At 69.2% G+C, this 23,220-nt stretch carries 24 protein-coding genes and 1 other RNA gene; 11 read left to right on the top strand and 14 right to left on the bottom strand.

The window, feature by feature from the left end; all coding sequences use genetic code 11:
• Positions 1-132: 132 nt before the first annotated feature.
• On the bottom strand, positions 133-1,197 hold the full coding sequence (locus AB8P05_RS04705; RefSeq protein ID WP_472758997.1) for a DUF2125 domain-containing protein: 1,065 nt from the start codon (positions 1,195-1,197) through the stop codon (positions 133-135).
• Positions 1,198-1,290: 93 nt separating this feature from the next.
• On the opposite strand from AB8P05_RS04705, the gene AB8P05_RS04700 reads away from it, so the two are divergent.
• The 3 genes from AB8P05_RS04700 to AB8P05_RS04690 all read left to right on the top strand — a co-directional run bounded on the left by AB8P05_RS04700 (position 1,291) and on the right by AB8P05_RS04690 (position 5,775).
• Positions 1,291-1,896, top strand: coding sequence for a gamma-glutamylcyclotransferase (locus tag AB8P05_RS04700; RefSeq protein WP_472758996.1), 606 nt, complete (start codon positions 1,291-1,293; stop codon positions 1,894-1,896).
• A 181-nt stretch (positions 1,897-2,077) separates the two neighbouring features.
• A complete protein-coding gene (locus AB8P05_RS04695; RefSeq protein ID WP_472758995.1) occupies positions 2,078-3,757 on the top strand; it encodes a methyl-accepting chemotaxis protein in 1,680 nt (559 codons plus the stop codon).
• A gap of 44 nt (positions 3,758-3,801) precedes the next feature.
• Positions 3,802-5,775, top strand: a complete 1,974-nt coding sequence (locus tag AB8P05_RS04690; protein WP_472759310.1) for a M1 family metallopeptidase — start codon at positions 3,802-3,804, stop codon at positions 5,773-5,775.
• 209 nt (positions 5,776-5,984) lie between these two features.
• On the opposite strand, the gene AB8P05_RS04685 is transcribed toward AB8P05_RS04690, so the two are convergent.
• The 8 genes from AB8P05_RS04685 to rpsU all read right to left on the bottom strand — a co-directional run bounded on the left by AB8P05_RS04685 (position 5,985) and on the right by rpsU (position 14,944).
• Complete coding sequence (locus tag AB8P05_RS04685; protein ID WP_472758994.1) at positions 5,985-7,169, bottom strand: CobW family GTP-binding protein; 1,185 nt, start codon at positions 7,167-7,169, stop codon at positions 5,985-5,987.
• Positions 7,139-7,609: a Fur family transcriptional regulator gene (locus tag AB8P05_RS04680; protein WP_455172110.1), complete on the bottom strand. Its 471-nt coding sequence runs from the start codon at positions 7,607-7,609 to the stop codon at positions 7,139-7,141. The genes AB8P05_RS04685 and AB8P05_RS04680 overlap by 31 nt, the downstream gene beginning before the upstream one ends.
• 281 nt (positions 7,610-7,890) lie before the next feature.
• Positions 7,891-9,360: a cryptochrome/photolyase family protein gene (locus AB8P05_RS04675; RefSeq protein WP_472758993.1), complete on the bottom strand. Its 1,470-nt coding sequence runs from the start codon at positions 9,358-9,360 to the stop codon at positions 7,891-7,893.
• Positions 9,361-9,427: 67 nt separating this feature from the next.
• Complete coding sequence (gene pdeM / locus AB8P05_RS04670) at positions 9,428-10,111, bottom strand: ligase-associated DNA damage response endonuclease PdeM (protein ID WP_472758992.1); 684 nt, start codon at positions 10,109-10,111, stop codon at positions 9,428-9,430.
• Between the two features lie 126 nt (positions 10,112-10,237).
• Positions 10,238-11,089 (bottom strand): class I SAM-dependent methyltransferase, encoded by an 852-nt coding sequence (locus AB8P05_RS04665; protein ID WP_472758991.1) that lies wholly within the window; start codon positions 11,087-11,089, stop codon positions 10,238-10,240.
• A gap of 20 nt (positions 11,090-11,109) precedes the next feature.
• On the bottom strand, positions 11,110-13,617 hold the full coding sequence (locus AB8P05_RS04660; RefSeq protein WP_472758990.1) for a ligase-associated DNA damage response DEXH box helicase: 2,508 nt from the start codon (positions 13,615-13,617) through the stop codon (positions 11,110-11,112).
• Positions 13,618-13,702: 85 nt separating this feature from the next.
• Complete coding sequence (gene panB, locus AB8P05_RS04655) at positions 13,703-14,536, bottom strand: 3-methyl-2-oxobutanoate hydroxymethyltransferase (protein ID WP_472758989.1); 834 nt, start codon at positions 14,534-14,536, stop codon at positions 13,703-13,705.
• A 204-nt stretch (positions 14,537-14,740) separates the two neighbouring features.
• Positions 14,741-14,944, bottom strand: coding sequence for a 30S ribosomal protein S21 (rpsU, locus tag AB8P05_RS04650; RefSeq protein WP_012974546.1), 204 nt, complete (start codon positions 14,942-14,944; stop codon positions 14,741-14,743).
• A gap of 203 nt (positions 14,945-15,147) precedes the next feature.
• On the opposite strand from rpsU, the gene def reads away from it, so the two are divergent.
• Complete coding sequence (gene def, locus AB8P05_RS04645) at positions 15,148-15,699, top strand: peptide deformylase (RefSeq protein ID WP_472758988.1); 552 nt, start codon at positions 15,148-15,150, stop codon at positions 15,697-15,699.
• A 24-nt stretch (positions 15,700-15,723) separates the two neighbouring features.
• The gene (locus AB8P05_RS04640) at positions 15,724-16,419 is read left to right on the top strand and encodes a COQ9 family protein (RefSeq protein WP_455172104.1); all 696 of its coding nucleotides are present in this window, start codon (positions 15,724-15,726) and stop codon (positions 16,417-16,419) included.
• A 41-nt stretch (positions 16,420-16,460) separates the two neighbouring features.
• Here the strand turns inward: AB8P05_RS04640 and AB8P05_RS04635 are convergent, their stop codons facing one another.
• From AB8P05_RS04635 to ssrA, 3 genes are all read right to left on the bottom strand, one after another.
• Positions 16,461-16,823 carry a TfoX/Sxy family protein gene (locus AB8P05_RS04635; RefSeq protein WP_472758987.1) on the bottom strand — a complete coding sequence of 121 codons (363 nt, stop codon included), beginning with the start codon at positions 16,821-16,823 and terminating at the stop codon, positions 16,461-16,463.
• 13 nt (positions 16,824-16,836) lie between these two features.
• Positions 16,837-17,334, bottom strand: coding sequence for an SspB family protein (locus AB8P05_RS04630; RefSeq protein ID WP_472758986.1), 498 nt, complete (start codon positions 17,332-17,334; stop codon positions 16,837-16,839).
• 77 nt (positions 17,335-17,411) lie between these two features.
• Positions 17,412-17,772, bottom strand: a transfer-messenger RNA (tmRNA) gene (gene ssrA / locus AB8P05_RS04625).
• A gap of 118 nt (positions 17,773-17,890) precedes the next feature.
• On the opposite strand from ssrA, the gene thyX reads away from it, so the two are divergent.
• Both thyX and AB8P05_RS04615 read left to right on the top strand, forming a co-directional pair.
• Positions 17,891-18,832 carry an FAD-dependent thymidylate synthase gene (gene thyX / locus AB8P05_RS04620; protein ID WP_472758985.1) on the top strand — a complete coding sequence of 314 codons (942 nt, stop codon included), beginning with the start codon at positions 17,891-17,893 and terminating at the stop codon, positions 18,830-18,832.
• A gap of 16 nt (positions 18,833-18,848) precedes the next feature.
• Positions 18,849-19,301: a tetratricopeptide repeat protein gene (locus AB8P05_RS04615; protein ID WP_472758984.1), complete on the top strand. Its 453-nt coding sequence runs from the start codon at positions 18,849-18,851 to the stop codon at positions 19,299-19,301.
• Positions 19,302-19,334: 33 nt separating this feature from the next.
• Here the strand turns inward: AB8P05_RS04615 and ruvX are convergent, their stop codons facing one another.
• Positions 19,335-19,877, bottom strand: coding sequence for a Holliday junction resolvase RuvX (gene ruvX, locus AB8P05_RS04610; RefSeq protein WP_455172099.1), 543 nt, complete (start codon positions 19,875-19,877; stop codon positions 19,335-19,337).
• Between the two features lie 76 nt (positions 19,878-19,953).
• Here ruvX and AB8P05_RS04605 point away from each other — a divergent pair, with 76 nt between their 5' ends.
• The 4 genes from AB8P05_RS04605 (at position 19,954) to gatA (ending at position 22,789) form a co-directional block, all read left to right on the top strand.
• Positions 19,954-20,496: a GNAT family N-acetyltransferase gene (locus AB8P05_RS04605; protein WP_472758983.1), complete on the top strand. Its 543-nt coding sequence runs from the start codon at positions 19,954-19,956 to the stop codon at positions 20,494-20,496.
• A 118-nt stretch (positions 20,497-20,614) separates the two neighbouring features.
• On the top strand, positions 20,615-20,932 hold the full coding sequence (locus tag AB8P05_RS04600; RefSeq protein WP_472758982.1) for a hypothetical protein: 318 nt from the start codon (positions 20,615-20,617) through the stop codon (positions 20,930-20,932).
• An 88-nt stretch (positions 20,933-21,020) separates the two neighbouring features.
• Positions 21,021-21,308 carry an Asp-tRNA(Asn)/Glu-tRNA(Gln) amidotransferase subunit GatC gene (gatC, locus tag AB8P05_RS04595; RefSeq protein ID WP_014248134.1) on the top strand — a complete coding sequence of 96 codons (288 nt, stop codon included), beginning with the start codon at positions 21,021-21,023 and terminating at the stop codon, positions 21,306-21,308.
• A complete protein-coding gene (gene gatA, locus AB8P05_RS04590; protein ID WP_472758981.1) occupies positions 21,308-22,789 on the top strand; it encodes an Asp-tRNA(Asn)/Glu-tRNA(Gln) amidotransferase subunit GatA in 1,482 nt (493 codons plus the stop codon). The genes gatC and gatA overlap by 1 nt, the downstream gene beginning before the upstream one ends.
• A 197-nt stretch (positions 22,790-22,986) precedes the next feature.
• On the opposite strand, the gene AB8P05_RS04585 is transcribed toward gatA, so the two are convergent.
• Entirely contained in the window at positions 22,987-23,172 is a 186-nt protein-coding gene (locus AB8P05_RS04585) for a hypothetical protein (RefSeq protein ID WP_149221960.1), read from the bottom strand.
• Between the last annotated feature and the right edge of the window lie 48 nt (positions 23,173-23,220).

The following is a 23,220-nucleotide window of genomic DNA, read 5'->3' as shown; positions in this document are numbered from 1 at the left end:
CAGCCGCGACAGGGACTGCGTCAATTTGACCCGATGCCGGGTGTGAAACAAGGGGGCGGAGTCACGGAACCGTCATGCCGCCCGCCGGGTGTTGCATTTCCGCCGGTTCCGCAAGGCGGCGCCCCGTTTTTGTCACCACACGACTCTGGGCAGGGCGGCGACGCGCAGCGGGCCGACGAACAGGGCGCGGTCCTGCACGGTGACGGGGGCGGTGACCACCGGCTCGCCGTTCGGGCCGGTCGGGCGGGCCAGCATGGTCAGGACGGTGCGGGCGATGGCGGCCTCGTTCGGGCGCATCATCGGCTTCACCGCGTCCAGGATGGCGGGGGCGCCGCGGATCTCGGCGGTCAAGGCCGCCTGCGGCTGCAGTTGCGCGTCCAGCGCCAGCGTGCCGGACAGCACCGCTCCCAGCGGTCCCCAATCCAGCGCCAGCCGATCCACCTCCACCGTGCCGCCGTCGCGGCTCCAGGCCGACAGGCTGGCCGGTTCGGGGCGGGGCGGGGTGCCCATGACGCGCAGGGTCAGCTCCGTCCGTTTCACCTCGCGGCCCAGCGTCGGCGGCATGCCGTCGGGCAGGGTCAGGCCGTCGGCGGACAGCGTCAGGGTCAGGCCGGCGGTGGTGCGTTCGGCCGGCGGCTGGTCCGGCTGGGCGGCGCTGACGTCCAATGCCGCGACCGGCACCGTCTGTCCGGCGACCTGGGCGGTCAGGCCGGTGAAGCGCAGGGCGAGCCGCTCCAGCGTGCCCGACATCCGCATGGTCACGTCGCCGCTGCCGCCCTGCGGGGCCAGGACGTCGATCGGCGGCTGGCCGGGCTGCACCACCGACAGGCGCTGTTCGCCGGGGAAGGTCAGGGCGATCCGGGTGGGGTTCCAGGGGGCGGCCTCCGCCACCAGCCGCGTGCCCTGCCATTCGGCGCCGCGGGTGGCCAGATGCGGCTTTTCCAGCTCCGCCCGCAGGGCGAAGGGGAAGCCGCCGACGGTGAGGCCGCCATGCTCCACCACCGCGCCGTTGTCGCGCTGGGCGGCGACCCAGTCCTCCAGCCCGCCGCGCACGGCGCGGGCCGCCTGCCACCACCACAGGGAATAGACGACGGCGGGCAGCAGCAGGACCATCAGCAGCAGGATCATGGCGATCCTGCGCCCGGTCAGCAGGCGGCGCGGCGCGGAAGTGGTGGCGGTGGGTCGCATCGGTGGCATGTCCGTTCCATCTCCGTACCCTTATAGCGACCCCGGGAGGCGCATGCTAGGTTTGGGCATCGCCGATTCGCCTCCGGACACCCTTCATTCTCCATGGCCCCCGATTCGCAGCTTCCGCGCCCCGCCTGGTCCGCCGACATCACGGTCGAACCCGGCAGCGACCTCTGGGTGTTCGGCTATGGCTCCCTCATGTGGAACCCCGGCTTTCCCTTTGCCGAGCGGCATGCAGCGACGCTGCCGGGCTATCACCGCAGTTTCTGCGTCGCCTCCCACCGCTACCGCGGCACGCCGGAACGGCCAGGGCTGGTGCTGGGGCTCGACCGTGGCGGCTCCTGCCGCGGGATCGTCTTCCGGGTGCCGGCGCCGGACGTGCCGGCGGCGCTCGACTATCTGTGGGAACGGGAGATGGACAACCGCGTCTATCTGCCGAGGATGCTGCAGGTGCGGCTGCGCGACGGCCGGTCGTCCGAGGGGCTGGAGACGGTGCGCGCCTGCTGCTTCGTCGTCGACCGCAGCCATCCCCAATATTGCCGGGGCATGGAGGAGACTGCGGTCGTTTGTCGCATCGCCGGCTGCCGCGGCCAGCGCGGCCCCAACATCGATTACCTCGCGAACACAGTCCGACATCTGGAGGAGCTGGGGATTCGCGACGAAAGGTTGTCAAAGTTGTATGATCGGGTGCGCCGCTATCCTGGTTGACCTATGTCTGTGCGTGCTTGCTCTGAACATTTTCGGCAAATGTGATTATTTGTGCCAGTCTTGACGTTACCTTGTAACGCGGCTCTGAACTTTGTCAGCGAATTATGTCTGAATTGTACGGTTTTGACTCGGACCAACCGGATCCATAGAGTTCGAATTGTCTATCCGGGAGGTCGTTTGAATGCAAAACGTCAGTATAAGAAAAAAGTTCCTCACCATTTCCGCAGTCATGCTCTGCGCGATCATTGGTATCGCAACGATCCTGCTGTCTTCCCTCCGCGATACCCAAGAGGAATCAAGCCGGGAAAGGGTCCAGTCCATCGTCGAGGTGGCGATCGGCACAATCAGGGACTTCGAAACGCGCGCTGCCAAGGGCGAGATGCCGCTGGACGCCGCCCGTGCGGCGGCGCGGAACGCCATCCGCGCGATGCGGTATGATGGAGACGAGTATCTGTTCGTTACAGACTTGGACTCGCGTATCGAAGTCCACGGCGGGCAACCGCAGATCGAAGGGCAAAATCTCGGAAGTGCCAAAGACCCGAACGGCGTTCCCTTCGCACAGCTTCTGGTAGAGGCGGCGCGCAAGGGCGGCGGCTACGTCTCCTATTCCTGGCCCAAGGCCGGGCAGACGGCGCCCAGCCCCAAGATCGCCTATGCGCAGATGACGCCGGGCTGGAACTGGGTGGTCGGCACCGGCGTCTATGTCGACGACATCGAGGCCGATTTCCGCCGCCATGCGATCGAGGCGGCCCTGCTCGGCGGCGTGCTCGGCATCGGCGCGCTGCTGCTGTCGCTGTGGATCGCGCGGTCGATCACGCAGCCGCTGTCGCGCCTGACCGCGGCGATGCGCCGGCTGGCCAATGACGATCTGGACGTCGAGGTCACCGATACCGGCCGGCGCGACGAGATCGGCCAGATCGCGGTGACGGTCGGCGTGTTCAAGGAACGCGGCCTGGACAACCGCCGGCTCCGCGCGGAGCAGGAGGAGATGCGGGTGAAGGCGGAGGCGGAACGGGTCGCCCTGCTGTCCAGGCTGGCCGACGGGTTCGAACGGTCCATCGGTGAGGTGGTGCGGCAGGTGACGGCATCGGCCGGAACGATGCGCCAGACCGCCCAGGCGCTGACCGTCAGCGCCGCCACCGCGGCGACCCGCAGCAGCGCCGCCGCCCAGGCCGCGGAAGAGGCTGCGGTCAGCGTCAACACCGTCGCCGGCGCCACGGAGGAGCTGTCCAGCTCCATCGGCGAGATCGGGCGGCAGGTTAGCGCCTCCAACGAGGTCGCCAACCAGGCGGTGGCCGAGGCGACCAAGACCAACGAGGTGATGAACGGTCTGGTCCGCGCCGCCAACGAGGTGGGCGAGGTGGTGAGCCTCATCAACTCCATCGCCGGGCAGACCAACCTGCTGGCGCTCAACGCCACCATCGAGGCGGCGCGTGCCGGCGAGCACGGCAAAGGCTTCGCCGTCGTGGCGAGCGAGGTGAAGGGGCTGGCCAACCAGACCGCCCGCGCCACCGAGGACATCCAGCGCAAGATCGCGGAAATCCAGCAGGCCACCAACGTGGCGGTGGTGGCGATCCGCGACATCGGCCATGTCATCGGCGAGATGACCAGCATCTCCAGCGCCATCGCCGCCGCGGTGGAGCAGCAAGGGGCGGCGACCCGCGACATCTCCGCCAATGTTCATCAGGCGGCACAGGGGGCGCAGGCGGTCTCCGCCAACGTCGCGGTGGCCAGCGAGGCGACGGGCGACGCCGGCACCAAGGCCGACGAGATGCTGGGCGAATCCGGCCGCCTGACCGGTGTCGCCGACCGGCTGCGCGGCGAGGTCGACGGCTTCCTGGCGAGCATCCGCGCCGCGTAAGGCGGCGCTGGCGCAGCGGCCGGACGTGGCCCATCTTGAGTGGCATGACGACCCTGCGCATCCGGGCCCCAGTCCTTGGGGCCCTGGCGGGAGCGGCGCTGGTCCTGGGCGTGGTCGCCCCGGCCGGCGCCGCCCCGCTTCACCATGACATCGACCTGACGCTCGACCCGGCCGCCGGCCGGCTGGAGGCGGTGGACCGGCTGACCCTGCCGGCCGGGGCGCAGTCGCTGCGCCTCGACCCCGCCCTGACCCTGCACGAGCTGCGGGTGGGCGACCGCGTGGTCCCCGCCGACCGGCGCGGCGACCGGCTGCACCTGGAGGTGCCGGAGGGGGGCGGACAGGTGACCATCCGCTATGGCGGGCGGCTGCCGGGCTTCACCGCCAGGACCGGAGTGGCGCTGGACGGGGAGGGGGCCTTCCTGCCGGGGCAGGGCGGCTGGTTGCCCGACCATGTGGCCGGTTCGGCCGCCGATGGCGACGGGCCGCCCAGATGGCGGCTTTCGGTGCGGGTGCCGGCGCCTTACGTCGCGGTCGCCACCGGCCGGCTGGTGGAGGAGGGACGCGACGCTGCCGGCTACCGTGCCGTCTTCGAGGAAACCCGCAGCGTCGAGGAGCCGTCCGTCTTCGCCGGCCCCTGGACGGTCGAGGAGCGGATGGCCGGCACCCTGCGCCTTCGGCTCTACCGCCATGCCGAGCAGACCGGGCTGGCTGACGGCTATCTTGCCCTGTCGGAGCAGGCGATTGCCGCCGGGGCCGCCCGCATCGGCGCCTATCCCTTCGACGGCTTCAGCATCGTCTCGGTTCCGCCGCCGGTGGGGTTGGGCTTTCCGGGGCTGACCGCCATCGGCCGCTCCGTCCTGCCGCTGCCCTTCATCCGCAGCCAGTCGCTGACCCACGAGATCATGCACAACTGGTGGGGCAACGGCGTGCGCGTAGGCGCCGGCGGCAACTGGGCGGAGGGGCTGACCACCTACATGGCCGATTATGCCGCCGCGCGCGACCGCGGCGCCGACGCGGCTCGGGCGATGCGGCTGGACTGGCTGCGCGACTATGCCGCCCTGCCGGCCGAGCGCGACCGTCCGCTGACGGAGTTCCGTTCCAAGACGCACGACGCCGCGCAGATCGTCGGCTACGGCAAGGCGGCGATGCTGTTCCACATGCTGGAGGCGGAGATCGGCCGTGACGCCTTCGATGCCGGCATCCGGCGCTTCTGGAGCGACCATGCCTTCCGCGACGCCGGCTGGTCCGACCTGCGCCGCGCCTTCGAGACGGCGTCCGGCCGCGACCTGGGCGGGCTGTTCGCCCAATGGCTGGAGCGGCGGGGGGCGCCGCTGCTGACGCTGGCGGATGCCCGTGCCGACGGTGACGGCGTGTTGCTGACGCTGCGGCAGGAGGCCGACCGGCCCTATGCCCTGACCGTGCCGGTGCGGCTGGAGACGGCGGCGGGGGTGGAGAACCGCAGCGTCCGCTTCGATGCGCGGGAGGCGACCCTGCGCGTGCCGGCCGGCGCGGCGGTGCGGGCGGTGGCGGTCGATCCCGATTTCGACCTGTTCCGCCGGCTGGCGCCGGGCGAGGCGCCGCCGATCCTGCGCGACGTCACCCTGCGCCCCGGTGCCGAGCGGGTGATCGCCGCCGACGGCGGCGCGGCCGAGGCCGCAAGGGCGCTGGCCGGCCGGCTGATGGACGGCGCGGCGCGGGAGAGCGGCGGCAGGGCGGCACCCCTGCTGCTGGTGGGGACCGATGCGGCGGTGTCGCGGGAGTTGGAGCGGCGCGGGCTGCCGCCGGTGCCGGCGGAACTGGCCGGACGGGGCAGCGCGCGGGTGTGGGTGTCGCGCGCGGCGGACGGGCGGACGGCGCTGGTGGTGTCGGGCGCCGATGCCGCGGCGCTGCAGGCGCTGGTCCGCCCACTGCCGCATTACGGCCGGCAGAGCTGGCTGGTGTTCGACGGGGCGAAGGTGGCCGACCGCGGGGTGTGGGCGGTCGGCGACAGTCCGCTGCGGCGGGTTGTGGGGCGGTGAGGTGTCGGCTGACGATGCCCCCACCCCAACCCTCCCCCGCTGGGCGGGGGAGGGGGTAAGTGCTTGTTTGGAAAGGCAGTGGCAGTCCCTCCCCCGCCCAGCTCTCGCACAAAGCTCCGCTTTGTGCTGACGCGGCAGGCGGATCGAAGGTCCGCTGAGAGCGGGGAGGATAGGTGGGGGTCGAACGTAGGCAAGCAAGAGGACTGACTCTACTTCCCCTCACCCCAGACCAGTCCGTTGAACAGCGGCTCGATCACCGACTGCCCGACGTCGCGGGTGATGAAGACCAGCTTGGTGCGGTGGTCGTCGCTGGGCCAGTCCTCCAGGCGGACGGGCGGGTGGAACATGTGCTGGACGCCGTGGACGACCACCGGCAGCTCGCTTTCCTGAACGTTCAGCAGACCCTTCACCCGCAGCAGGTTCTCGCCGGCCTGGGCGATCAGTGCCTCCATGAAGTCGACGAAGCCGTTCCACGGAACTGGCCGGTCGATCACCATGCAGAAGGCGCGGATGTGATCGTCATGGCGGTTGGCGTCATGGTGATGATGGTCGTGGCCGCAGTCGGGACCGCAATGGTCGCCATGGTCATGCCCATGGTCATGATGATGATGGTCGTGCCCGTGGTCATGATGTCCGTGATCGTGGTCATGGTGCTCGTGCGCCTTGGCCTGTTCCTCGCGATAGGCCTCCTCGCGCAGCCAGCGGGCGACGTCGGGGCTCTTGGTCTCGGGATTGTAGAGCCCGGCGTCGAACAGCCGCTTGGGATCGACCTCGCCATGGGCGGCGGGAAGGACCGGGGCGGCCGGGTTGATGGCGGCGAGGCGCTGCATCAGGGCGGCGGTCGCCGCCGGGGTGGCGACGTCGGTCTTGGTCAGGACGATGCGGTCGGCGACGGCGGCCTGCTTCACGCTTTCCGGCTGGCGGTCGAGCTGGAGGGAGCCGTGCGCCGCGTCCACCGTGGCGATCACCCCGTCCAGGCGGAAACGGGCGGCCAGCAGCGGGTCCGACATCAGGGTGTGGATGATGGGTGCGGGATCGGCCAGCCCGGTCGTCTCCACCACCACCCGGTCGAAATCGGGGATCTCGCCCTTCACCCGTTTCAGGAACAGGTCGCGCAGCGTATCGACCAGATCGCCGCGGATGGTGCAGCACAGGCAGCCGCTGTCCATCAGCACCATGTTCTCCGACGCCTTGGCGACCAGCAGATGGTCCAGCCCGACCTCTCCGAACTCGTTGATGACGATGGCGGTGCGCGCCATGGCCGGGTTGCGCAGCAGCGCCTGCAGCAGCGTGGTCTTGCCGCTGCCGAGGAAACCGGTCAGCACCGAGACGGGAAGGCGGGCGGGAGTTGCGGCGGGAGCGCTCAACGGGGTTTCTCCTGACAGGATTTGCACAGGCCGCGCACCTCGACGGTGGGGCGCTGGACGCGGAAGCCGCGCTCCGCCGCCGCGGCGACAATCGCCGAGCCGACGCCCGGGTCGTCGATCTCGGCCGCATCGCCGCAGGCATCGCACACCAGGAACTGCCCGGCATGGACGGCCCCCGGTGCTGCGCAGCCGACATAGGCGTTCAGCGATTCGATGCGGTGGACCAGCCCCTGTTCGACCAGGAATTCCAGCGCGCGGTAGACGGTCAGCGGCGCCGCCGCCTTGCCGTCCTGCTGGCTGAGGTCTTCGAGGATGGCGTAGGCGCCGCGCGGCCGGTGGCTGGACCACACCAGTTCCAGCACGCGGCGACGCAGCGCGGTCAGCCGCGCGCCCCGTTCGGCGCACAGCGCGTCGGCACGGGTCAGGGCGTCGGCGATGCAGTGGGTATGGTCGTGGAGCGAGGACATGGGTGTTACTTTATAACATCCGGGTCCGTGACGCAACGCGCATGGAAAAGGCGGCCCCGGGGCTGGGGCCGCCTTGCCGAGTGGCGGTTGTTCTTTTTGGGGCCGGGCTCTTGTCCGAGCCTGGACATGCATCGGCCGCGGCGGAGCGGCCGGCGTCCTTATCGCTTCTGACCCTTGACACTGGGCGGGACAGGGCGGCCGCACCGGGCCACCACAGGCAGATTAGCAGCCGGGAATGACCGTTTGCGGGCATGGCGGTGACGCTTCGGTGAAGATGGCGGTCACGACGCCGGCTCCACCCGTCCCTTGCGCTCGTTGTACAGCGCCAGCGCGCGGTCGCGGGCGGCGCCATGGTCGAGGATCGGCCGCGGGTAATCGTCGCCCAGCCGGACGCCGGCCTGCCGCAGCACCTCGGTCGGCGCGGCCCAGGGCTGGTGGATCCAGCGCGGCGGCAGCCGGTCCAGTTCGGGGACGTAGCGGCGGACGTAATCTCCCTCGGGATCGAACTTCTCGCCCTGCAGGACGGGATTGAAGACGCGGAAGAAGGGGGCGGCATCGGCGCCGCAGCCCGCCACCCATTGCCAGTTGCCGGCATTCTGGGCGAGATCGCCGTCGACCAGCGTGTCCCAGAACCAGCGCTCTCCCTCCTGCCAGGGCAGCAGCAGGTCCTTGACCAGGAAGGAGGCGACGATCATCCGCACGCGGTTGTGCATCCAGCCGGTCTCCCACAGCTGGCGCATGCCGGCATCGACGATGGGATAGCCGGTGCGCCCGCGCTGCCACGCCCGCAGGCCCGCCGCATCCTCGCGCCAGGGAAAGTCGGCGAAGCGGGGATCGAGCGGCCTGTCGGGCAGCTCCGGCGCATGGTGCAGCAGATGATACTGGAACTCGCGCCAGCCGACCTCGCGCAGGAAGGAATCGACGCCGGGGGCCAGTTCCGGCCGGGCGTCGGCGGCATGGCGGGCGGCATGCCAGACCTGCCGTGGCCCGATCTCCCCGAATGCCAGATAGGGGGACAGGGCGGAAGTGCCGTCGCGGTCCGGCCGGTCGCGCTCCGTCGCATAGACGCCGACCGGTCCGTCTAGGAAATCGGCCAGATGGGACAGCGCCGCCGTCTCTCCGGGAACCCAGCGCTTGCGCAGGCCGGCGGCCCAATCGGGCCTGGTCGGCAGCAGACCCCAGCTTTCCAGCTCATCACTGGCCGGTGCCTTGTCCGGCGCCTTCAGGGCGGCGGGCGCCCGGTTCGGCAGCGGCGGGTTCAGCGTGGCCGACAGGTGGCGCCAGAAGGGGGTGAAGACCTTGAACGGGCCGCCGCTCTTGTTGCGGACGGTCCAGGGTTCGGCCAGCAGGCCGGCATTGAAGCTGCGGGCATCGACGCCGCGTGCCTTCAGCCGCTCCTTGATCGCCGCATCCCGCGCGGTCTGGGCGGGGGTGTAGCGGCGGTTCCACAGCACGCACTCCGCCCCCGTCTCCGCCACCAGCGCGTCGAGCACGGCGCCCGGCTCGCCACGGCGCAGAACCAGCGGCGAGCCGTGGCGGGCGCAGCAGGTGGCGAGCCGTTCCAGGCTGCCGTGCAGCCACCAGCGCTGTGCCCCGCCGAACGTCCAGGGATCGCCGGTCTCCTCCTCCAGGATGTAGAGCGGGATGACCGGCGCGCCGCGCTCGGCAGAGGCTTGGGCGGCTGCCGTCAGCGCCGGGTTGTCGGCCAGACGAAGGTCGTTGCGGAACCAGACGATGATGGGGGCGGACATGCACGGCGCTCGGTTGGTCTACTCCGGACCAACCGATATAGGCCGCGCTCACGCTTCGGCCAGAGCGTCAACGTGCGCGGTCCGGCGACAATCGGGCGCAGGGGAAGCGGTAGACCCGGTCGCGCACCGTCATCAGCACCTCGAATTGCCGCGCCAGCAGCCCGTCGAAGGCGGGATCCAGCACATTCAGCCCGCCGGTGAAGCTGCCGAAGGCCGGCAGGATCAGCTTGGCGCCATCGGTGACGAAGCAGCGCTCGCGCACCCGGCGTCCGGCCAGCGCCAACGCGGCGGCGGGGTGCAGGTGGCCCGACAGCTCTCCCACCGCGCCGGGCTGCGCCTCGTGCCGGAAGGTGAGCGGGCCGAGCGACAGCTCCGCCGCCACCCGGCCGCCAAGGCCCTGCGGCGGTTCGGGATCGTGGTTGCCGGTGATCCACACCCAGTCGGTGACGGCGGCGGTCAGGCCGCGCAGCCGATCCACGTCGGCAGAGGCCATCCGCTCGGCCGCCCGCCGGTCGTGGAAACTGTCGCCGAGGCAGAGGACCCGCGTCGGCCGGAACCGCGCGATCAACTCCGCCAGCCGGTCCAGCGTCGCCCGCGTGTCGTAGGGCGGCAGCATCCGTCCGCGCGCGGCGAAGGCCGACCCCTTTTCAAGATGCAGGTCGGCGACGGCGATCAGGTCCTGCTCCGGCCAATGGACGGCACCGGACGGGTCCGCCGCCAGCGTCACGCCGGCGAGGGGGAGAGGATGCATGAGTACTTCCCCGTTGCAACGCGTGTTGTTTCCCATATTCGGCAGGAACGGTCTTGCGCGATCCTCTCCGGCAGTCGCGCCGGGTCCGAGCGAGCGCGGCACCGGCGCAAGCCGATGCAGGCCGTCTTACCGGCCCTTCCTCGCGACAAGGCCGTACATGAGCGGAATACGCGGCATGCCCTCCGGTGGAACCATGCGCCGTCCGCCGATGTCGCGCATGCCTTCAAAGCCGCGCCACCCGTTGGCATAGGGGAACTCCTCCATCCTCTCGAGCGTCAGTCCCGCCCGGATGAGTGCCGACACCACCTCGCCGATTCCCCAATAGAACTCGTATGAATTGTGGGGATTTCGGAAGTCCACCACGCCGGTCTCGCTGCCCCCCGGCGTAAGGCCGGTGCCGGAGTCTGCCACATAATCGCCGACGCCATCCTCCTCGACCGGCGCGTTGTTGAAATAGTCGTAGAACGGCTGCCACCGTTCATTGAACACCATGGCGAAGGGGTGGAATTCCATGAACACGAACCGCCCGTCCGGCCTCAGCACATTTGCGATGCCGCGCGCCCAGGCGTCGAGGTCGGAGAGCCAGCAGATCGTCCCGTACGAGGCGAAGACCCGGTCGAACGATCGGTGTTCATCGGCCGCTTGCTCGAACCATGCGAACAGATCCTCCCGCTCGAATCGCGCCGGGATGCCGCTTTCCTGCGACAAGCGACAGGCGAATGCGATCGCCTCGTCAGAGATGTCGACACCCGTCACGTCGGCACCGAGTCTCGCGAGACTCAGGCTGTCCTGGCCGGAGTTGCATTGCAGGTGAAGCAGGCTCAGGCCGCGAACCTCGCCGAGGAGTTCGATCTCCTCCGGAAAGAGCGTCGAACCACCGTTCCGGAAGAAGGCGGCCTGGTCGCCCTTGTGGCTGTTGTGCGCGGTTGTCGCGGCGTTCCAGGAGAGGCGGTTCGCCTCGTGAAGATCCTTGCGCATTATGACGGTCTTTCAGGTGGTCATTGGCCCAAGCGGCGCGGCGCGTCCATGCCGGGCAAGCTCGCCTCGTCGCGCCGCGGTTCCTTCACAAGCTCCGGCATCGCCTCCGCCAGCAATTCGGCCTCGGCGGCGGCAAGCAGTTCGTCGGTGGCGCTGCCGTCCACACGCTCGCGCCCGATCTCCAGGATCACCGGCACCGCCAGGGGGGAGATGCGGTCGAGGTCCTTGTGGGTGATGCGCCCGCGCACCCGGGCCAGGAAATCGGACAGGCGGCGGATGTCTGTCAGCCCGCCCGCGGCATCGGCCCGCGTCGCCCGCAGCAGCACATGGCCGGGGTCATGCTTGCGCAGCACGTCATAGATCAGGTCGGAGGAGAAGGTGACCTGCCGTCCGGTCTTCTCCTGTCCCGGATGGCGGCGGTCGATCACCCCGGCGATCAGCGCCACGTTGCGGAAGGTCCGCCGCAGCATCGACGACTCGTCCATCCAGGCTTCCAGATCGTCGCCCAGCATGTCCTGGTCGAACAGCGCGTCCATATCGGTTGGCGACCGCAGCGACCACACCGCCAGCACGTAATCGGTGGCGACGAAGCCCAGCGGTCCCAGCCCGAACCGTTCCATCCGCCGGGTCAGCAGCATGCCCAGCGTCTGGTGGGCATTGCGCCCCTCGAAGGCATAGGCGACGAGGAAGCGCTTGCCGGCCTTCGGGAAGGTCTCCACCAGCAGCCCGTCGCGGTTGGGCAGGACGGAGCGGTAGCGCTGCAGCCGCAGCCATTCCTGCACATCCTCCGGCAGCCCGTCCCACTGGCGCGGGTCGGCCAGCATGGCGCGCACGCGGTCCGCCAGATGGGTGGTCAGCGGCAGCCGCCCGCCGGCATAGGCGGGAACCTTCGGGTCACCGGTGCCGCCCTTGGCGACCTGCGCCTCCATCTCGCGCACGCCAAGGAACTTCAGCAGCTGGCCGGCGAACAGGAAGGTGTCGCCGGGGGTCAGTCCCTGGATGAAATACTCCTCCACCTCGCCCAGCACCGGCCCGCGGTTCAGGCGGACGCGCAGCAGCGCCTCCTGCGTGATGGTGCCGACATTCATGCGGTACTGGCGCGCCACCGCCGGACCGGCCACCGCCATCCGCCCGTCCTCGCGCAGCTTCAAGCGCTGGAAACGGTCATAGGCGCCGAGCGCGTAGCCGCCGGTGGCAACGAAATCCAGCACGTCGTCGAACTCGTCGCGCGTCATCGCGGCATAGGGGGCGGCGGAGACCACCTCCTCATACAGCTCGTCCGCCAGGAAGGGCGCGGCGCAGGCCATGCCGAGCAGATGCTGGGCCAGCACGTCCAGCCCGCCCGGCCGCGGCGCATCGCCGTCCAGCGTGTGGTCGTGCACCGCCTCCAGCGCGGCGCGGCATTCCAGCACTTCGAAGCGGTTGGCGGGGACCAGCAGGGCGCGGCTGGGCTCGTCCAGCCGGTGGTTGGCGCGGCCGATGCGCTGGACCAGCCGGCTCGACCCCTTGGGCGCGCCGATCTGCACCACGAGGTCGACCGCCGCCCAGTCGATGCCGAGGTCGAGCGAGGAGGTGGCGACCACCGCCCGCAACTCGCCGCGCGCCATGGCGCCTTCGACCTTGCGGCGCTGTTCCACCGCCAGCGAGCCGTGGTGGAGCGCGATGGGAAGGTTGTCGTCATTGACCCGCCAGAGCGCCTGGAACACCAGCTCCGCCTGGGCACGGGTGTTGACGAACAGCAGGGTGGTGCGCTGGCGGCGGACGCGCTCGTAGATCTCCTTCATGGCGTGCATCGCCATGTGGCCGGCCCAGGGCACCCGCTCCTGCGAGGTCAGGATCTCCACCTCCGCCTGGGCGCCGCTGCGGCCGACCACGAGGCGAACGTCGTCGGAGTCGGTGCCGTCATGCCGGCCGCGGCGCGACAGCCAAGCCAGCAGCCGCTCCGGCTCCGCCACCGTGGCCGACAGCCCGACCCGCCGGGCGGCGGGGGCGAGGCGCGACAGGCGGGCGAGCCCGAGGGCCAGCAGGTCGCCGCGCTTGGTGCCGGCCAGCGCATGAAGCTCGTCGATGATGACGCAGCGCAGGTTGCGGAACAGCCGGTCGGCGTCGGTGTAGGACAGCAGCAGCGCCAGACTTTCGGGCGTCGTCATCAGCATGTGCGGCGGATGGGTGCGCTGGCGCTTGCGCTTGGCCTCCGGCGTGTCGCCGGTGCGCGTCTCCGCCCGGATCGGCAGCCGCATCTCGGCGATCGGCTGTTCCAGGTTGCGCTGGATATCGACGGCCAGGGCCTTCAGCGGCGAGATGTAGAGCGTGTGCAGCCCTTCGCGCGGCCGTTCGGCCAGTTCGATCAGCGAGGGCAGGAAGCCGGCCAGCGTCTTGCCGCCGCCGGTGGGCGCGATCAGCAGGGCGCTCTCGCCGCGCTCCGCCGCCTCCACCATGGCGACCTGATGCGGGTGCGGCGCCCAGCCGCGTGACTGGAACCAAGCGGCGACGTTGGGCGGGATCAGGGCAGGGGAGGGGGCATCCATGACGGCCGGACTTTACCGGATCGCCTGGAACGGAGGAAGAACGAAGTGCACTGAGTTTTCCCTCTCCCGCCCCCGGGAGAGGGCTTTACACCGCCGCGGCCTTCTTCACCCCGAAGCAATGCTCCGGTCCCGGGAAGGCGCGGGTCCGCACCTCCGCGGCGTAGGCGGCGGCGGCCTCGCTTACCGTCTCGCCCAGATTGGCGTAGCGCTTGACGAATTTCGGCTGGAAGGCGCCGAACAGGCCGAGCATGTCGTCGGTGACCAGCACCTGCCCGTCGCAGGCCGGCGAGCCGCCGATGCCGATGGTGGGGATCGCCACCTCCTCAGTGATGCGGCGGGCCAGCGGCTCCATGGTGCCCTCGATCACCAGGGTGAAGGCGCCGGCCTCGGCAATCGCGCGGGCGTCGGCGGCGATCCGTTCCGCCGCCTCGGCGTCGCGGCCGACGGCCTTGTAGCCGCCGAGCGTGTTGACGGATTGCGGCGTCAGCCCGACATGGCCCATCACCGGGATGCCGCGGGCGGTCAGGAAGGCCACCGTTTCCGCCATCTCCAGCCCGCCTTCCAGCTTGACCGCCTGGGCGCCGGTCTCCGCCATCACGCGGGCCGAGGCGCGGAAGGCGGCCTCCTTGCTTTCCTGGTAGCTGCCGAAGGGCAGGTCGACCACGACGCAGGCCCGTTCGGAGGCGCGGACCACCGCGGCGCCATGGGCGATCATCATGTCCAGCGTCACCGGCAGCGTGCTGTCCAGCCCATAGACCACCATGCCCAGCGAATCGCCGACCAGCAGCAGGTCGACATGCGGATCGAGCAGCCGAGCCACCGGGGCGGTGTAGGCGGTCAGGCAGACGATGGGCTCGCCCCCCTTGCGGGCGCGCAGCGCCGGGACCGATTGGCGGGCGGTGAGGTTGGAAGCGCTCATGAATCGGGCCTTTCCACGACGGCCGGGCGCTTGGCTGGCTGGCCGTTCAATACGCTTGTCCGACGCACAGTTCCGGCAAAGCGAAATGACGCAGATACACCAAAACCGCCCACGCGAAGATCGCGGGACGGTCGGGTGCAAGACACAAGGGGTCTTGGGCGCGCATCACACGCGCCCTTCGCAGTCGCTAAGCGCGACCGGCGATTAGTAGCCCTCGCGTTCCATCCGCTTGCGGAGAAGCTTGCGGGTGCGACGCACCGCTTCGGCCTTCTCACGCGCGCGCTTCTCCGAGGGCTTCTCGTAGTTGCGACGCAGCTTCATTTCACGGAAAATGCCCTCGCGCTGCATCTTCTTCTTGAGCGCGCGGAGGGCCTGATCGACGTTGTTGTCTCGGACCAGAACTTGCACGTTTACCGTCACCCTTCCAAGTGAAGCATGTTGCGCAAAGGCAACAAATAGGCATGCGCGGCGGGCGCACCCCTTGTGTGGGCGCAGTGTGTAGCACGCCCCATCGCCTTTGTGAAGGGGAGTCTTCGGTTCGCAAGCATGAACCGGGCTGGACGCACAGGAAACGGTTGCTCCGGCCGTGTCCGCACTCCAGATATAGCGTCATGCCAGTGCTTCCAATCGCCCGGATGGGCAATCCCGTTCTCCGCAAGATCGCGGAGCCCATCGCCGATCCCACCGATCCGGCCGTTGCCCGGCTGGCGGCCGACATGATCGCCACCATGCTGGACGCTCCCGGAGTCGGTTTGGCCGCGCCGCAGATATCGGAGTCGCGGCGGATCATCGTCTTCCGCGTTCCCGCCGACCGCGGGGAGGGGGAGGAGGTGGCGAACACCGTCCTGGTCAACCCGGTGATCGAACCGCTGTCCGACGACAAGGTTCGCGGCTGGGAAGGCTGCCTGTCGATTCCGGGGCTGCGCGGTCTGGTGCCGCGCCATCCGCGCATCCGCTATCGCGGCTATGGCCTGGACGGCGCCCGGATCGAGCGCGAGGCGTCGGGCTTCCATGCCCGTGTGGTCCAGCACGAGGTCGACCACCTGGATGGCGTGCTCTATCTTGATCGCATGGACGATCTGCGGCTCCTCGTCTGCACCGAGGAGATGCATCATATCAACGCCGCGCTCGCCGCGGCCACGGACGCGCCGTCCCGGACCTGAGGGCGGGCGCAGGGAGAGTTGGCTATGAGCATCGACACGCTTCGCGACGACATCCTGGTTGCGAGCCTGCCCAATGTCGTCTTCGACGGCTGGAGCCTGCAGGCCCTGCGCGACGGCACCCAGATGGCCGGGCACGAGCCGTCGGCGCTGCTGCGCGCCTTCCCCGGCGGCGTGACCGACGCGGTGGAGCATTTCGCCGACTGGACCGACCGCCAGATGCTCGACCGGCTGGAGGCCCTGCCGCTGGCCGAGATGAAGGTGCGCGAGCGCATCTCCCTCGCCGTCCGCACCTATTTCGAGGTGCTGGAGCCCCACCGCGAGGCCAAGCGCCGGCAGCTCTCCTATCTGGCGATGCCGCAGAATGTGGCGCTCGGCCTGCGGCTGCTCTACCGCACGGTGGACGCCATGTGGTTCGCCGCCGGCGACACCTCCACCGACTATAACCACTATACCAAGCGGGCGCTGCTGTCCGCGGTGGTCAGTTCCTCCACCTTCTATTGGCTGGACGACAAGTCGGAAGGCCATGTGGAGACCCGCGCCTTCATCGACCGCCGCCTGGCCGACGTGATGGCGGTGGGCAAGGCGACCTCGTCGGTCGGCAAGCTCGGCTCGCTGCTGAACGTCTTCCCCAACCCCCTGCGCTTCGCCCGCCAGATGCGCCAGCGCACCACCGGCGCCCAGGCCAGCAACGCGACGATCCACATGGCGGAGAATATCTGAGGGCGCTTGAGTTACCCTCTCCCGTCCCGGGAGAGGGTGTCTCACTTCCGCTTTACCTTCGCCGCCTTCTTCGCGGCGGCCCGCAATGCCGCCTCGAACCCCGACCGGGCCCAGGGCAGCAGTTCGTCGCGGTCGTCCAGCGCCGAATCGGGTGGGGGATAGTAGGACAGGGTGGTCGGCTTGTCCGGCATCGGCCGGAAGGGCTCCAGGCCCAACTCGACGAACGAGCCGCGGTTCACGTCGTCCGCCTTGAAATACAGCGTCTCATCCGCGACCAGCGCGAAGGTCAGCCCGTCGATGGACAGGCCATAGCCGCCGAACATGCGGCGCGCCCGCACATCGCCCAGCGGCGCCATCATCTCGCAGAGACTGGCGACATACTCGCTGGGCGGCCGGGCGGGCATCGGTGGGAGGCGGTTACTTCTTGCGGAAGGCGTCCAGCGCCACGACCTCGCCGCGCTTCGGCTCCTCGGCCGGAGCGGCTTCCTCGGCCTTCTCCTCGGCGCGCTCGGCGGCGGCGCGGGGCGGCATGGAGGAGACCTCCGCCGACTCGGCGGCGGCCAGCGGCTGGAACTGCAGCGCGAAATTCACCGACGGGTCGGCGAAGGTGGTGATGGCGGCAAAGGGGATCACCAGCCGCTCATGCACGTTGTTGAAGCTCAGCGTCACCTCGAAATGATCGTCCGTGACGTCCAGCCCGTAATACTGGAACTGCAGGACGATGGTCATCTCGTTGGGATACTGGGAGGCCAGATAGTCGGGAATCTCGACGCCGGGGAAACCGGTGCGGAAGGTCAGGTAGAAATGGTGATTGCCCGGCAAGCCGCGCTCGGCAACCTCGGTCAGCGCGTCGCGGACAACGCCGCGCAACGCGGTCTCGACCATGCGGTCATAGCGGAGCTGCTCTTTCGGCATGCTTGGGCGGGTCCCTGATAACGCGTCGGTCTGGCATCCCGCCGGCAGGCAAGCCTGGTCCGGATGCCGGGAAGAGAGGTGTGGGCCTTCTGTTGCTAGGCGGCCCACGGCCCCACCCTTGGGCGCTAACCCGCGGGGATTAGGTTTAGGCTACCAGCCGCCGTTAGGCAGCGAGGCGAGCCTGAGCAACGTTGTCGTTGGCAACTATTGCAACGGCCCGATAACGGCGGAACCATGCCGAGCGAAAACCATGCCTTTACCACGCGTGTCGATCCTGTTTCGCCCCCAACGACCCCGGTCAACGAGTCCGGTGTATGGTTGGTGGAGGCGCCGGGTACCGCCCCCGGGTCCACAACGCTTATTCCACAAGGCGTTTATCGCCATAGTCGGCGAACCGACGACGCGAATATAGGCACTCCCGTCCGGCAAGGGAAGGGGTGTGTGCATGATCGCCGAATGCGTTGCTGTGACGCGGGTGGGACGGTCGGTAGAAAGGCGGCTTGCACCCCGGTGCCGCACTGCTTAAGAGTCCGGCCGTTGCAGCCCCGGAGTCACCATGCCGATCACGCCCGAGCAGCGCGACGAAATCGATCGCCTGCGCGCCGTCACCGCCACCACCCGCCGCGCCACCGTCCCGGCCCTGGAGGAGATCCTCTATCAGCCGCTGGAGGTGCTGGACCACGGCTTCGTCCGCGTCATCGACTATATGGGCGACGATGCGGCGGTCGTGCAGGCGGCGCGCGTGTCCTATGGCAAGGGCACCAAGAAGGTCAGCGAGGATTCCGGCCTCATCAAGTATCTGATGCGCCACCGCCACTCGACCCCGTTCGAGATGTGCGAGATCAAGTTCCATGTGAAGCTGCCGATCTTCGTCGCCCGCCAGTGGATCCGCCACCGCACCGCGAACGTGAACGAATATTCGGCCCGCTACTCCATCCTCGACCGCGAGTTCTACGTGCCGGCGCCGGAACAGCTGGGCGCCCAGGCCGTGGTGAACCGCCAGGGCCGCGGCGACGTGCTGGAGGGCGAGGAGGCGGCCGACGTCATGCGGCTGCTGCGCGAGGATTCCGAACGCGCCTACATCCACTATGAGGAGATGCTGAACCACCGCGAGGACGGCACCGTCATCGACCCGTCCCGCCAGGGGCTGGCTCGCGAGCTGGCGCGGATGAACCTGTCGCTGAACTATTACACGCAGTGGTACTGGAAGGTCGATCTCCACAACCTTCTGCACTTCCTGTCGCTGCGCGCCGACAGTCACGCCCAGTACGAGATCCGCGTCTATGCCGAGGCGATGCTGGACGTGGTGAAGCGCTGGGTCCCGGCGGTGTTCGAGTCCTTCACCGAATACCGCATGGGCGGCGCCCACCTGTCGCGCACCGGCCTGGACGTGGTGAAGCGCCTGCTGGCCGGGGAACCGGTGACGCAGGAGGCCAGCGGCCTGTCCAAGCGTGAATGGCGCGAGCTGATGGACCAGCTCGGCCGCCCCGAAGCCTGAGCCGGGAGCAGGGACGATGACGCCGGATCAGGCCGAAAGCATCTACCGCCAGGGCCTGATCGCCGCGCAGGCCGGCCGCTGGGCCGAGGCGCAGGAGATGATCGCCCAAGCCATCACGGCCCGGCCGGGCGTTCCCGTCTGGTGGGCCACCTACGGGCTGGTGCTGGAAAGCCAGGGGGATCTGCCGGGTGCGGTGCAGGCATTCGCCGGGGCGCTGAACCTCGACGGCGATCTCGCCATGGCGATGAACGGCCTGCTGACGGTGGCGGAGACGCTGGCCGCTGCCGGCCACGCCGATCTGGCGGAGGGGATCTACTGCCGCGCGCTGGCGCTCACGCCGGACACGCCGGCCGCCCTCGTCAAGGCCAGCGCCCTGCTGCTGGTGCAGGAGTCGACCCGGCAAAGCTTCTTCGCCGTGCCGCACTGCTTCAGCCCGAGCGCCATGCCCCCGAGCACCATGCCTGAATGACCCGCGACTTGCGACCGGCGGCCGGGACCGGTCTCAGTCGCGGTCGTCGTAATCCTCGTCGCGGTCGTCCTCTTCATCCGCTTCCGCGGCGAGGCGGCGCTGGTTGGCCAGCATGTCGAGCGCGCCCTGCAGGATGTAGGCGGCGGCCATCTTGTCCACCACCTCGTCCCGGCGCTTGCGGGTCATGTCAGCCTCGCCGATCATGAAGCGCTCAACCGCCGAGGTCGACAGCCGCTCGTCCCAGAAGGCGATCTCGGCCTCCCAGCCCAGCAGGTCGGGACGCTCCAGCAGATTCTTGGCGAAGGCGCGCACCGATTCGGCGCGCGGCCCCTCCGTCCCGTCCATGTTCAGCGGCAGCCCGACCACCAGACCGCCGATGCCGTAATCGCGGATGGTCTTGGCAAGCTCGCGCGCGTCCTGGGTGAATTTGGTGCGCTTCAGCGTGCCGATCGGGGATGCGACGATCAGTCCGGGATCGGCCACCGCCAGCCCGACGGTCTTGGTGCCGACGTCAAGGCCAAGCAAACGTTGGTTTTTGCCCAGCCGGGCCGCGAGTTCGGAGAGGGTGTGGATCATCCCCCGACCATAGGGCCGCAGCCTTGTCACCGCAAGATCGCTTGAGTTGTTGTTAAAGATACTTATTCTTCTAAGTATGAGCAGCGCATCGCCCCCGTCCATCCTGTCGCACCGGCCCCTTACCGACGGCGACATCCCGACCGTCTGCGGTTTCCCCCGCAGTGCGGAGGAATTGTATTTCCTGTTCCCGCGCGCGGTCTGGCCGCTGACCCCGGATCAGGTGCGGGCCACGCTCGGCACCCGGCGCGACCCGACCGTCGCGACCCTGGCGGAGAATGGGCGGGAACGGGTGGTGGGCTATGCCAACTACGCCACCTTCGAGGATGGACGGACCGCCAGCATCGGCAATGTCAGCGTCGATCCGACCCTGCGCCGCCGCGGCGTCGCCGAGTATCTGGTGCGGACGATGATCGACCGCGCCTTCGACCATCACCGCCTGCCTGAACTGACCCTCTACTGCTTCAACACCAACACGCCGGCCCTGCTGCTCTATGCGAAGCTGGGCTTGGTGCCGGTGGCGCTGGAAACACGGGTGACGCCCTGGGGCGAGCCGATCGCGCTGTTCAAGCTGCGCATGGACCATGCCAGCTGGCATTCGGCCACGCGCATCGCCGCCTGAGCTTGCGGCTATTTAATGATTCGGCCGCTGGCGGTCCGGACCGCGCGGCGTATAGTCGGTTCCCTGCGGAAACGGCTGCCCCCGGCGCGCAGCCCGAACCCATCGACGGAGCGGACGGATGAGCAGGACTGGGACAGGTGCGAACCGGCGTGCGGTGCTGGCCGGGCTGGCGGCCGGCGGAGCCGGGCTTTTTGCCGCCGGCGGAACGCAGGCGATCACCGCGCAGCCGCGCTCCGACTATGGCGCGATGCTGGATGCCGCCTGCGGCGCCAGCGCCGACCACCGGCGGCAGATCGCGGAGGTGGAACGCGCGCTCGGGCTGGCGCTGCCCGATGCGCGGCTGCTGCAGGTGCTCCAGCAGACCACCTGCCGGTCCTGCGGCTGCCCGCTGGCGCTGGCCGCCGCGGTGCCCGGCGGCCGTCCGGACGCCTTCTGAGCGGGTCCTGGGCCGCAAACGTTGCGGTGGACGTGCGCGGGTGATAGCTTCGCGGCCGATTTCCAATGTTTTGGAAGAGAGTAGAGGCATGTCGCTCGACAAGGCCACGGTGGCCAAGATCGCGCATCTGGCCCGCATCAAGGTGCCGGACGAGGAACTGGAATCCCTGGCCGGGGAACTGAGCCAGATTCTGACCTTCGTGGAACAGCTCAACGAGGTCGACACGAAGGACGTGCCGCCGATGACCAGCGTGGCCGCGCAAAAGCTGCGCCGCCGCAAGGACGAGGTCACCGACGGCGGTTACGCCGCGCAGGTCCTGTCGAACGGTCCGGAAACGGCCGAAGGCTTCTACGTCGTGCCCAAGGTGGTCGAGTGATGACGGCGCTCACGCATCTGACGATGGCGGAGGCCCTGGACGGCCTCGCCAAGAAGGAATTCACCGCGGTCGAGCTGACCGAGGCGCATGTGCGCGCGGTCGAGGCCGTGCGCCCCTTCAACATCTTCATCACCGAGACCCCGGACGCCGCCCTGTCGATGGCCAAGGCCAGCGACGAGCGCCGCGCGAAGGGAGAGGCCGGGCCGATGGACGGCCTGCCCATCGCGGTGAAGGACCTGTTCTGCACCAAGGGCGTTTCGACCACCGCCGGCAGCCACATCCTGGACGGCTTCAAGCCGGAATATGAATCCACGGTGACCTCCCAGCTGTGGCGCGACGGCGCCGTCATGCTGGGCAAGGTGAACCTGGACGAGTTCGCCATGGGCTCCGCCACCATCACCGCCCACCAGGGCGAGACGGTCAGCCCGTGGAGCCCCGGCGCGCCCGGCGCCTGGGAGAAGAAGATCGTCGCCGGCGGTTCGTCGGGCGGGTCCGCCGCGGTCATCGCCGCGCGTGCTGCGCTGGGCGCCACCGGCACCGATACCGGCGGCTCGATCCGCCAGCCGGCCGGCTACACCGGCACCGTCGGCATCAAGCCGACCTACGGCCGCTGCTCGCGCTGGGGCATCGTCGCCTACGCCTCCTCGCTGGACCAGGCCGGGCCGATGACCCGCACGGTCGAGGATGCGGCGATCATGCTGCGCTCCATGTGCGGCTTCGATCCGAAGGACTCCACCTCCGTCGACATGCCGGTGCCGGATTTCCGCGCCGCCCTGACCGGCGACATCCGCGGCCTGCGCGTCGGCATTCCGAAGGAATACCGGGTGGAGGGCCTGTCGCCGGAGATCGCCGCGCTGTGGGACCAGGGCATCGCCTGGCTGAAGGAGGCCGGTGCCGAGCCGGTCGAGGTCAGCCTGCCGCACACCAAATACGCTCTGGCCGCCTACTACATCATCGCGCCGGCCGAGGCGTCGTCCAACCTCGCGCGCTATGACGGCGTGCGCTACGGCCTGCGGGTCGAGGGCGGCAACCTCAAGGAGATGTACGAGAACACCCGCGGCGCCGGCTTCGGCAAGGAAGTGCAGCGCCGCATCCTGATCGGCACCTATGTGCTGTCGGCCGGCTATTACGACGCCTACTACAATAAGGCCCGTCAGGTGCGCACGCGCATCAAGTGGGACTTCGACGAGGCGTTCAAGAGCTGCGACGTCATCCTGACGCCGACCGCCCCCAGCACGCCCTTCGCAATCGGCGAGAAGATGGACGATCCGGTTCAGATGTACCTGAACGACGTCTTCACCGTTCCGATCAACCTCGCCGGCCTGCCGGCGATGTCGGTCCCGGCCGGTCTCGGCGCCGACGGCCTGCCGCTCGGCCTCCAGTTGATCGGCCGTCCTTTCGACGAGGAGACGCTGCTGCGCGTCGGCCAGGTCGTGGAGAAGGCCGCCAACTTCACCGCCGTTCCGCCCTTCGTGGCGTGACGCTGGTGTGATGACAGCGAAAGGGCCGGCTCGCAGGAGCCGGCCCTTTTCGTTTGGGCGGTTGGTCGCTTGTGAGGGTTTGACAAAGGGCATCGGCAGTTCCCTCTCCCGTGATCGGACCGGCCTTCGGCCGGCCGAGAGCGGGGAGGGTTAGGGAGGGGCATCGCCAGCCGACGCTTATCCATCACACCCACCCATCACGCCCCGCCGATCCCCTGCACATAGGTCTCGCCGGTCTTCGGATCGATGTTCTCGCCCGTCCCCGGTGTGCCCGGCGGCGCTTCGTCCTTGTCGCTCATCGGCTCGACCGCCGGCTTCACCGGGATCGGCTTGGTGGCGGGACGGTCACCCTGCGGCATGTCGGACGTCTTCTCTTCGGCCATGGCGGCAGTCTCCCTCTGGTGGACGCTTCACCCCCACCAACAGGCCGG

It is taken from the genome of Azospirillum sp. VT-I1 (assembly GCF_055698305.1).
The sequence above is the reverse complement of the archived record's forward strand: the minus strand, read 5'-3'. Positions and strand labels throughout refer to the sequence as shown.

Bases quoted from the DNA above. Each gene is read 5' to 3' on its own strand.
- AB8P05_RS04705 (WP_472758997.1), bottom strand. From the start codon at position 1,197: ATGCCACCGATGCGACCCACCGCCACCACTTCCGCGCCGCGCCGCCTG.
- AB8P05_RS04700 (WP_472758996.1), top strand. From the start codon at position 1,291: ATGGCCCCCGATTCGCAGCTTCCGCGCCCCGCCTGGTCCGCCGACATC.
- AB8P05_RS04695 (WP_472758995.1), top strand. From the start codon at position 2,078: ATGCAAAACGTCAGTATAAGAAAAAAGTTCCTCACCATTTCCGCAGTC.
- AB8P05_RS04690 (WP_472759310.1), top strand. From the start codon at position 3,802: ATGACGACCCTGCGCATCCGGGCCCCAGTCCTTGGGGCCCTGGCGGGA.
- AB8P05_RS04680 (WP_455172110.1), bottom strand. From the start codon at position 7,609: ATGTCCTCGCTCCACGACCATACCCACTGCATCGCCGACGCCCTGACC.
- AB8P05_RS04675 (WP_472758993.1), bottom strand. From the start codon at position 9,360: ATGTCCGCCCCCATCATCGTCTGGTTCCGCAACGACCTTCGTCTGGCC.
- pdeM (WP_472758992.1), bottom strand. From the start codon at position 10,111: ATGCATCCTCTCCCCCTCGCCGGCGTGACGCTGGCGGCGGACCCGTCC.
- AB8P05_RS04665 (WP_472758991.1), bottom strand. From the start codon at position 11,089: ATGCGCAAGGATCTTCACGAGGCGAACCGCCTCTCCTGGAACGCCGCG.
- AB8P05_RS04660 (WP_472758990.1), bottom strand. From the start codon at position 13,617: ATGGATGCCCCCTCCCCTGCCCTGATCCCGCCCAACGTCGCCGCTTGG.
- panB (WP_472758989.1), bottom strand. From the start codon at position 14,536: ATGAGCGCTTCCAACCTCACCGCCCGCCAATCGGTCCCGGCGCTGCGC.
- def (WP_472758988.1), top strand. From the start codon at position 15,148: ATGCCAGTGCTTCCAATCGCCCGGATGGGCAATCCCGTTCTCCGCAAG.
- AB8P05_RS04640 (WP_455172104.1), top strand. From the start codon at position 15,724: ATGAGCATCGACACGCTTCGCGACGACATCCTGGTTGCGAGCCTGCCC.
- AB8P05_RS04635 (WP_472758987.1), bottom strand. From the start codon at position 16,823: ATGCCCGCCCGGCCGCCCAGCGAGTATGTCGCCAGTCTCTGCGAGATG.
- AB8P05_RS04630 (WP_472758986.1), bottom strand. From the start codon at position 17,334: ATGCCGAAAGAGCAGCTCCGCTATGACCGCATGGTCGAGACCGCGTTG.
- thyX (WP_472758985.1), top strand. From the start codon at position 17,891: ATGCCGATCACGCCCGAGCAGCGCGACGAAATCGATCGCCTGCGCGCC.
- AB8P05_RS04615 (WP_472758984.1), top strand. From the start codon at position 18,849: ATGACGCCGGATCAGGCCGAAAGCATCTACCGCCAGGGCCTGATCGCC.
- ruvX (WP_455172099.1), bottom strand. From the start codon at position 19,877: ATGATCCACACCCTCTCCGAACTCGCGGCCCGGCTGGGCAAAAACCAA.
- AB8P05_RS04605 (WP_472758983.1), top strand. From the start codon at position 19,954: ATGAGCAGCGCATCGCCCCCGTCCATCCTGTCGCACCGGCCCCTTACC.
- AB8P05_RS04600 (WP_472758982.1), top strand. From the start codon at position 20,615: ATGAGCAGGACTGGGACAGGTGCGAACCGGCGTGCGGTGCTGGCCGGG.
- gatC (WP_014248134.1), top strand. From the start codon at position 21,021: ATGTCGCTCGACAAGGCCACGGTGGCCAAGATCGCGCATCTGGCCCGC.
- gatA (WP_472758981.1), top strand. From the start codon at position 21,308: ATGACGGCGCTCACGCATCTGACGATGGCGGAGGCCCTGGACGGCCTC.
- AB8P05_RS04585 (WP_149221960.1), bottom strand. From the start codon at position 23,172: ATGGCCGAAGAGAAGACGTCCGACATGCCGCAGGGTGACCGTCCCGCC.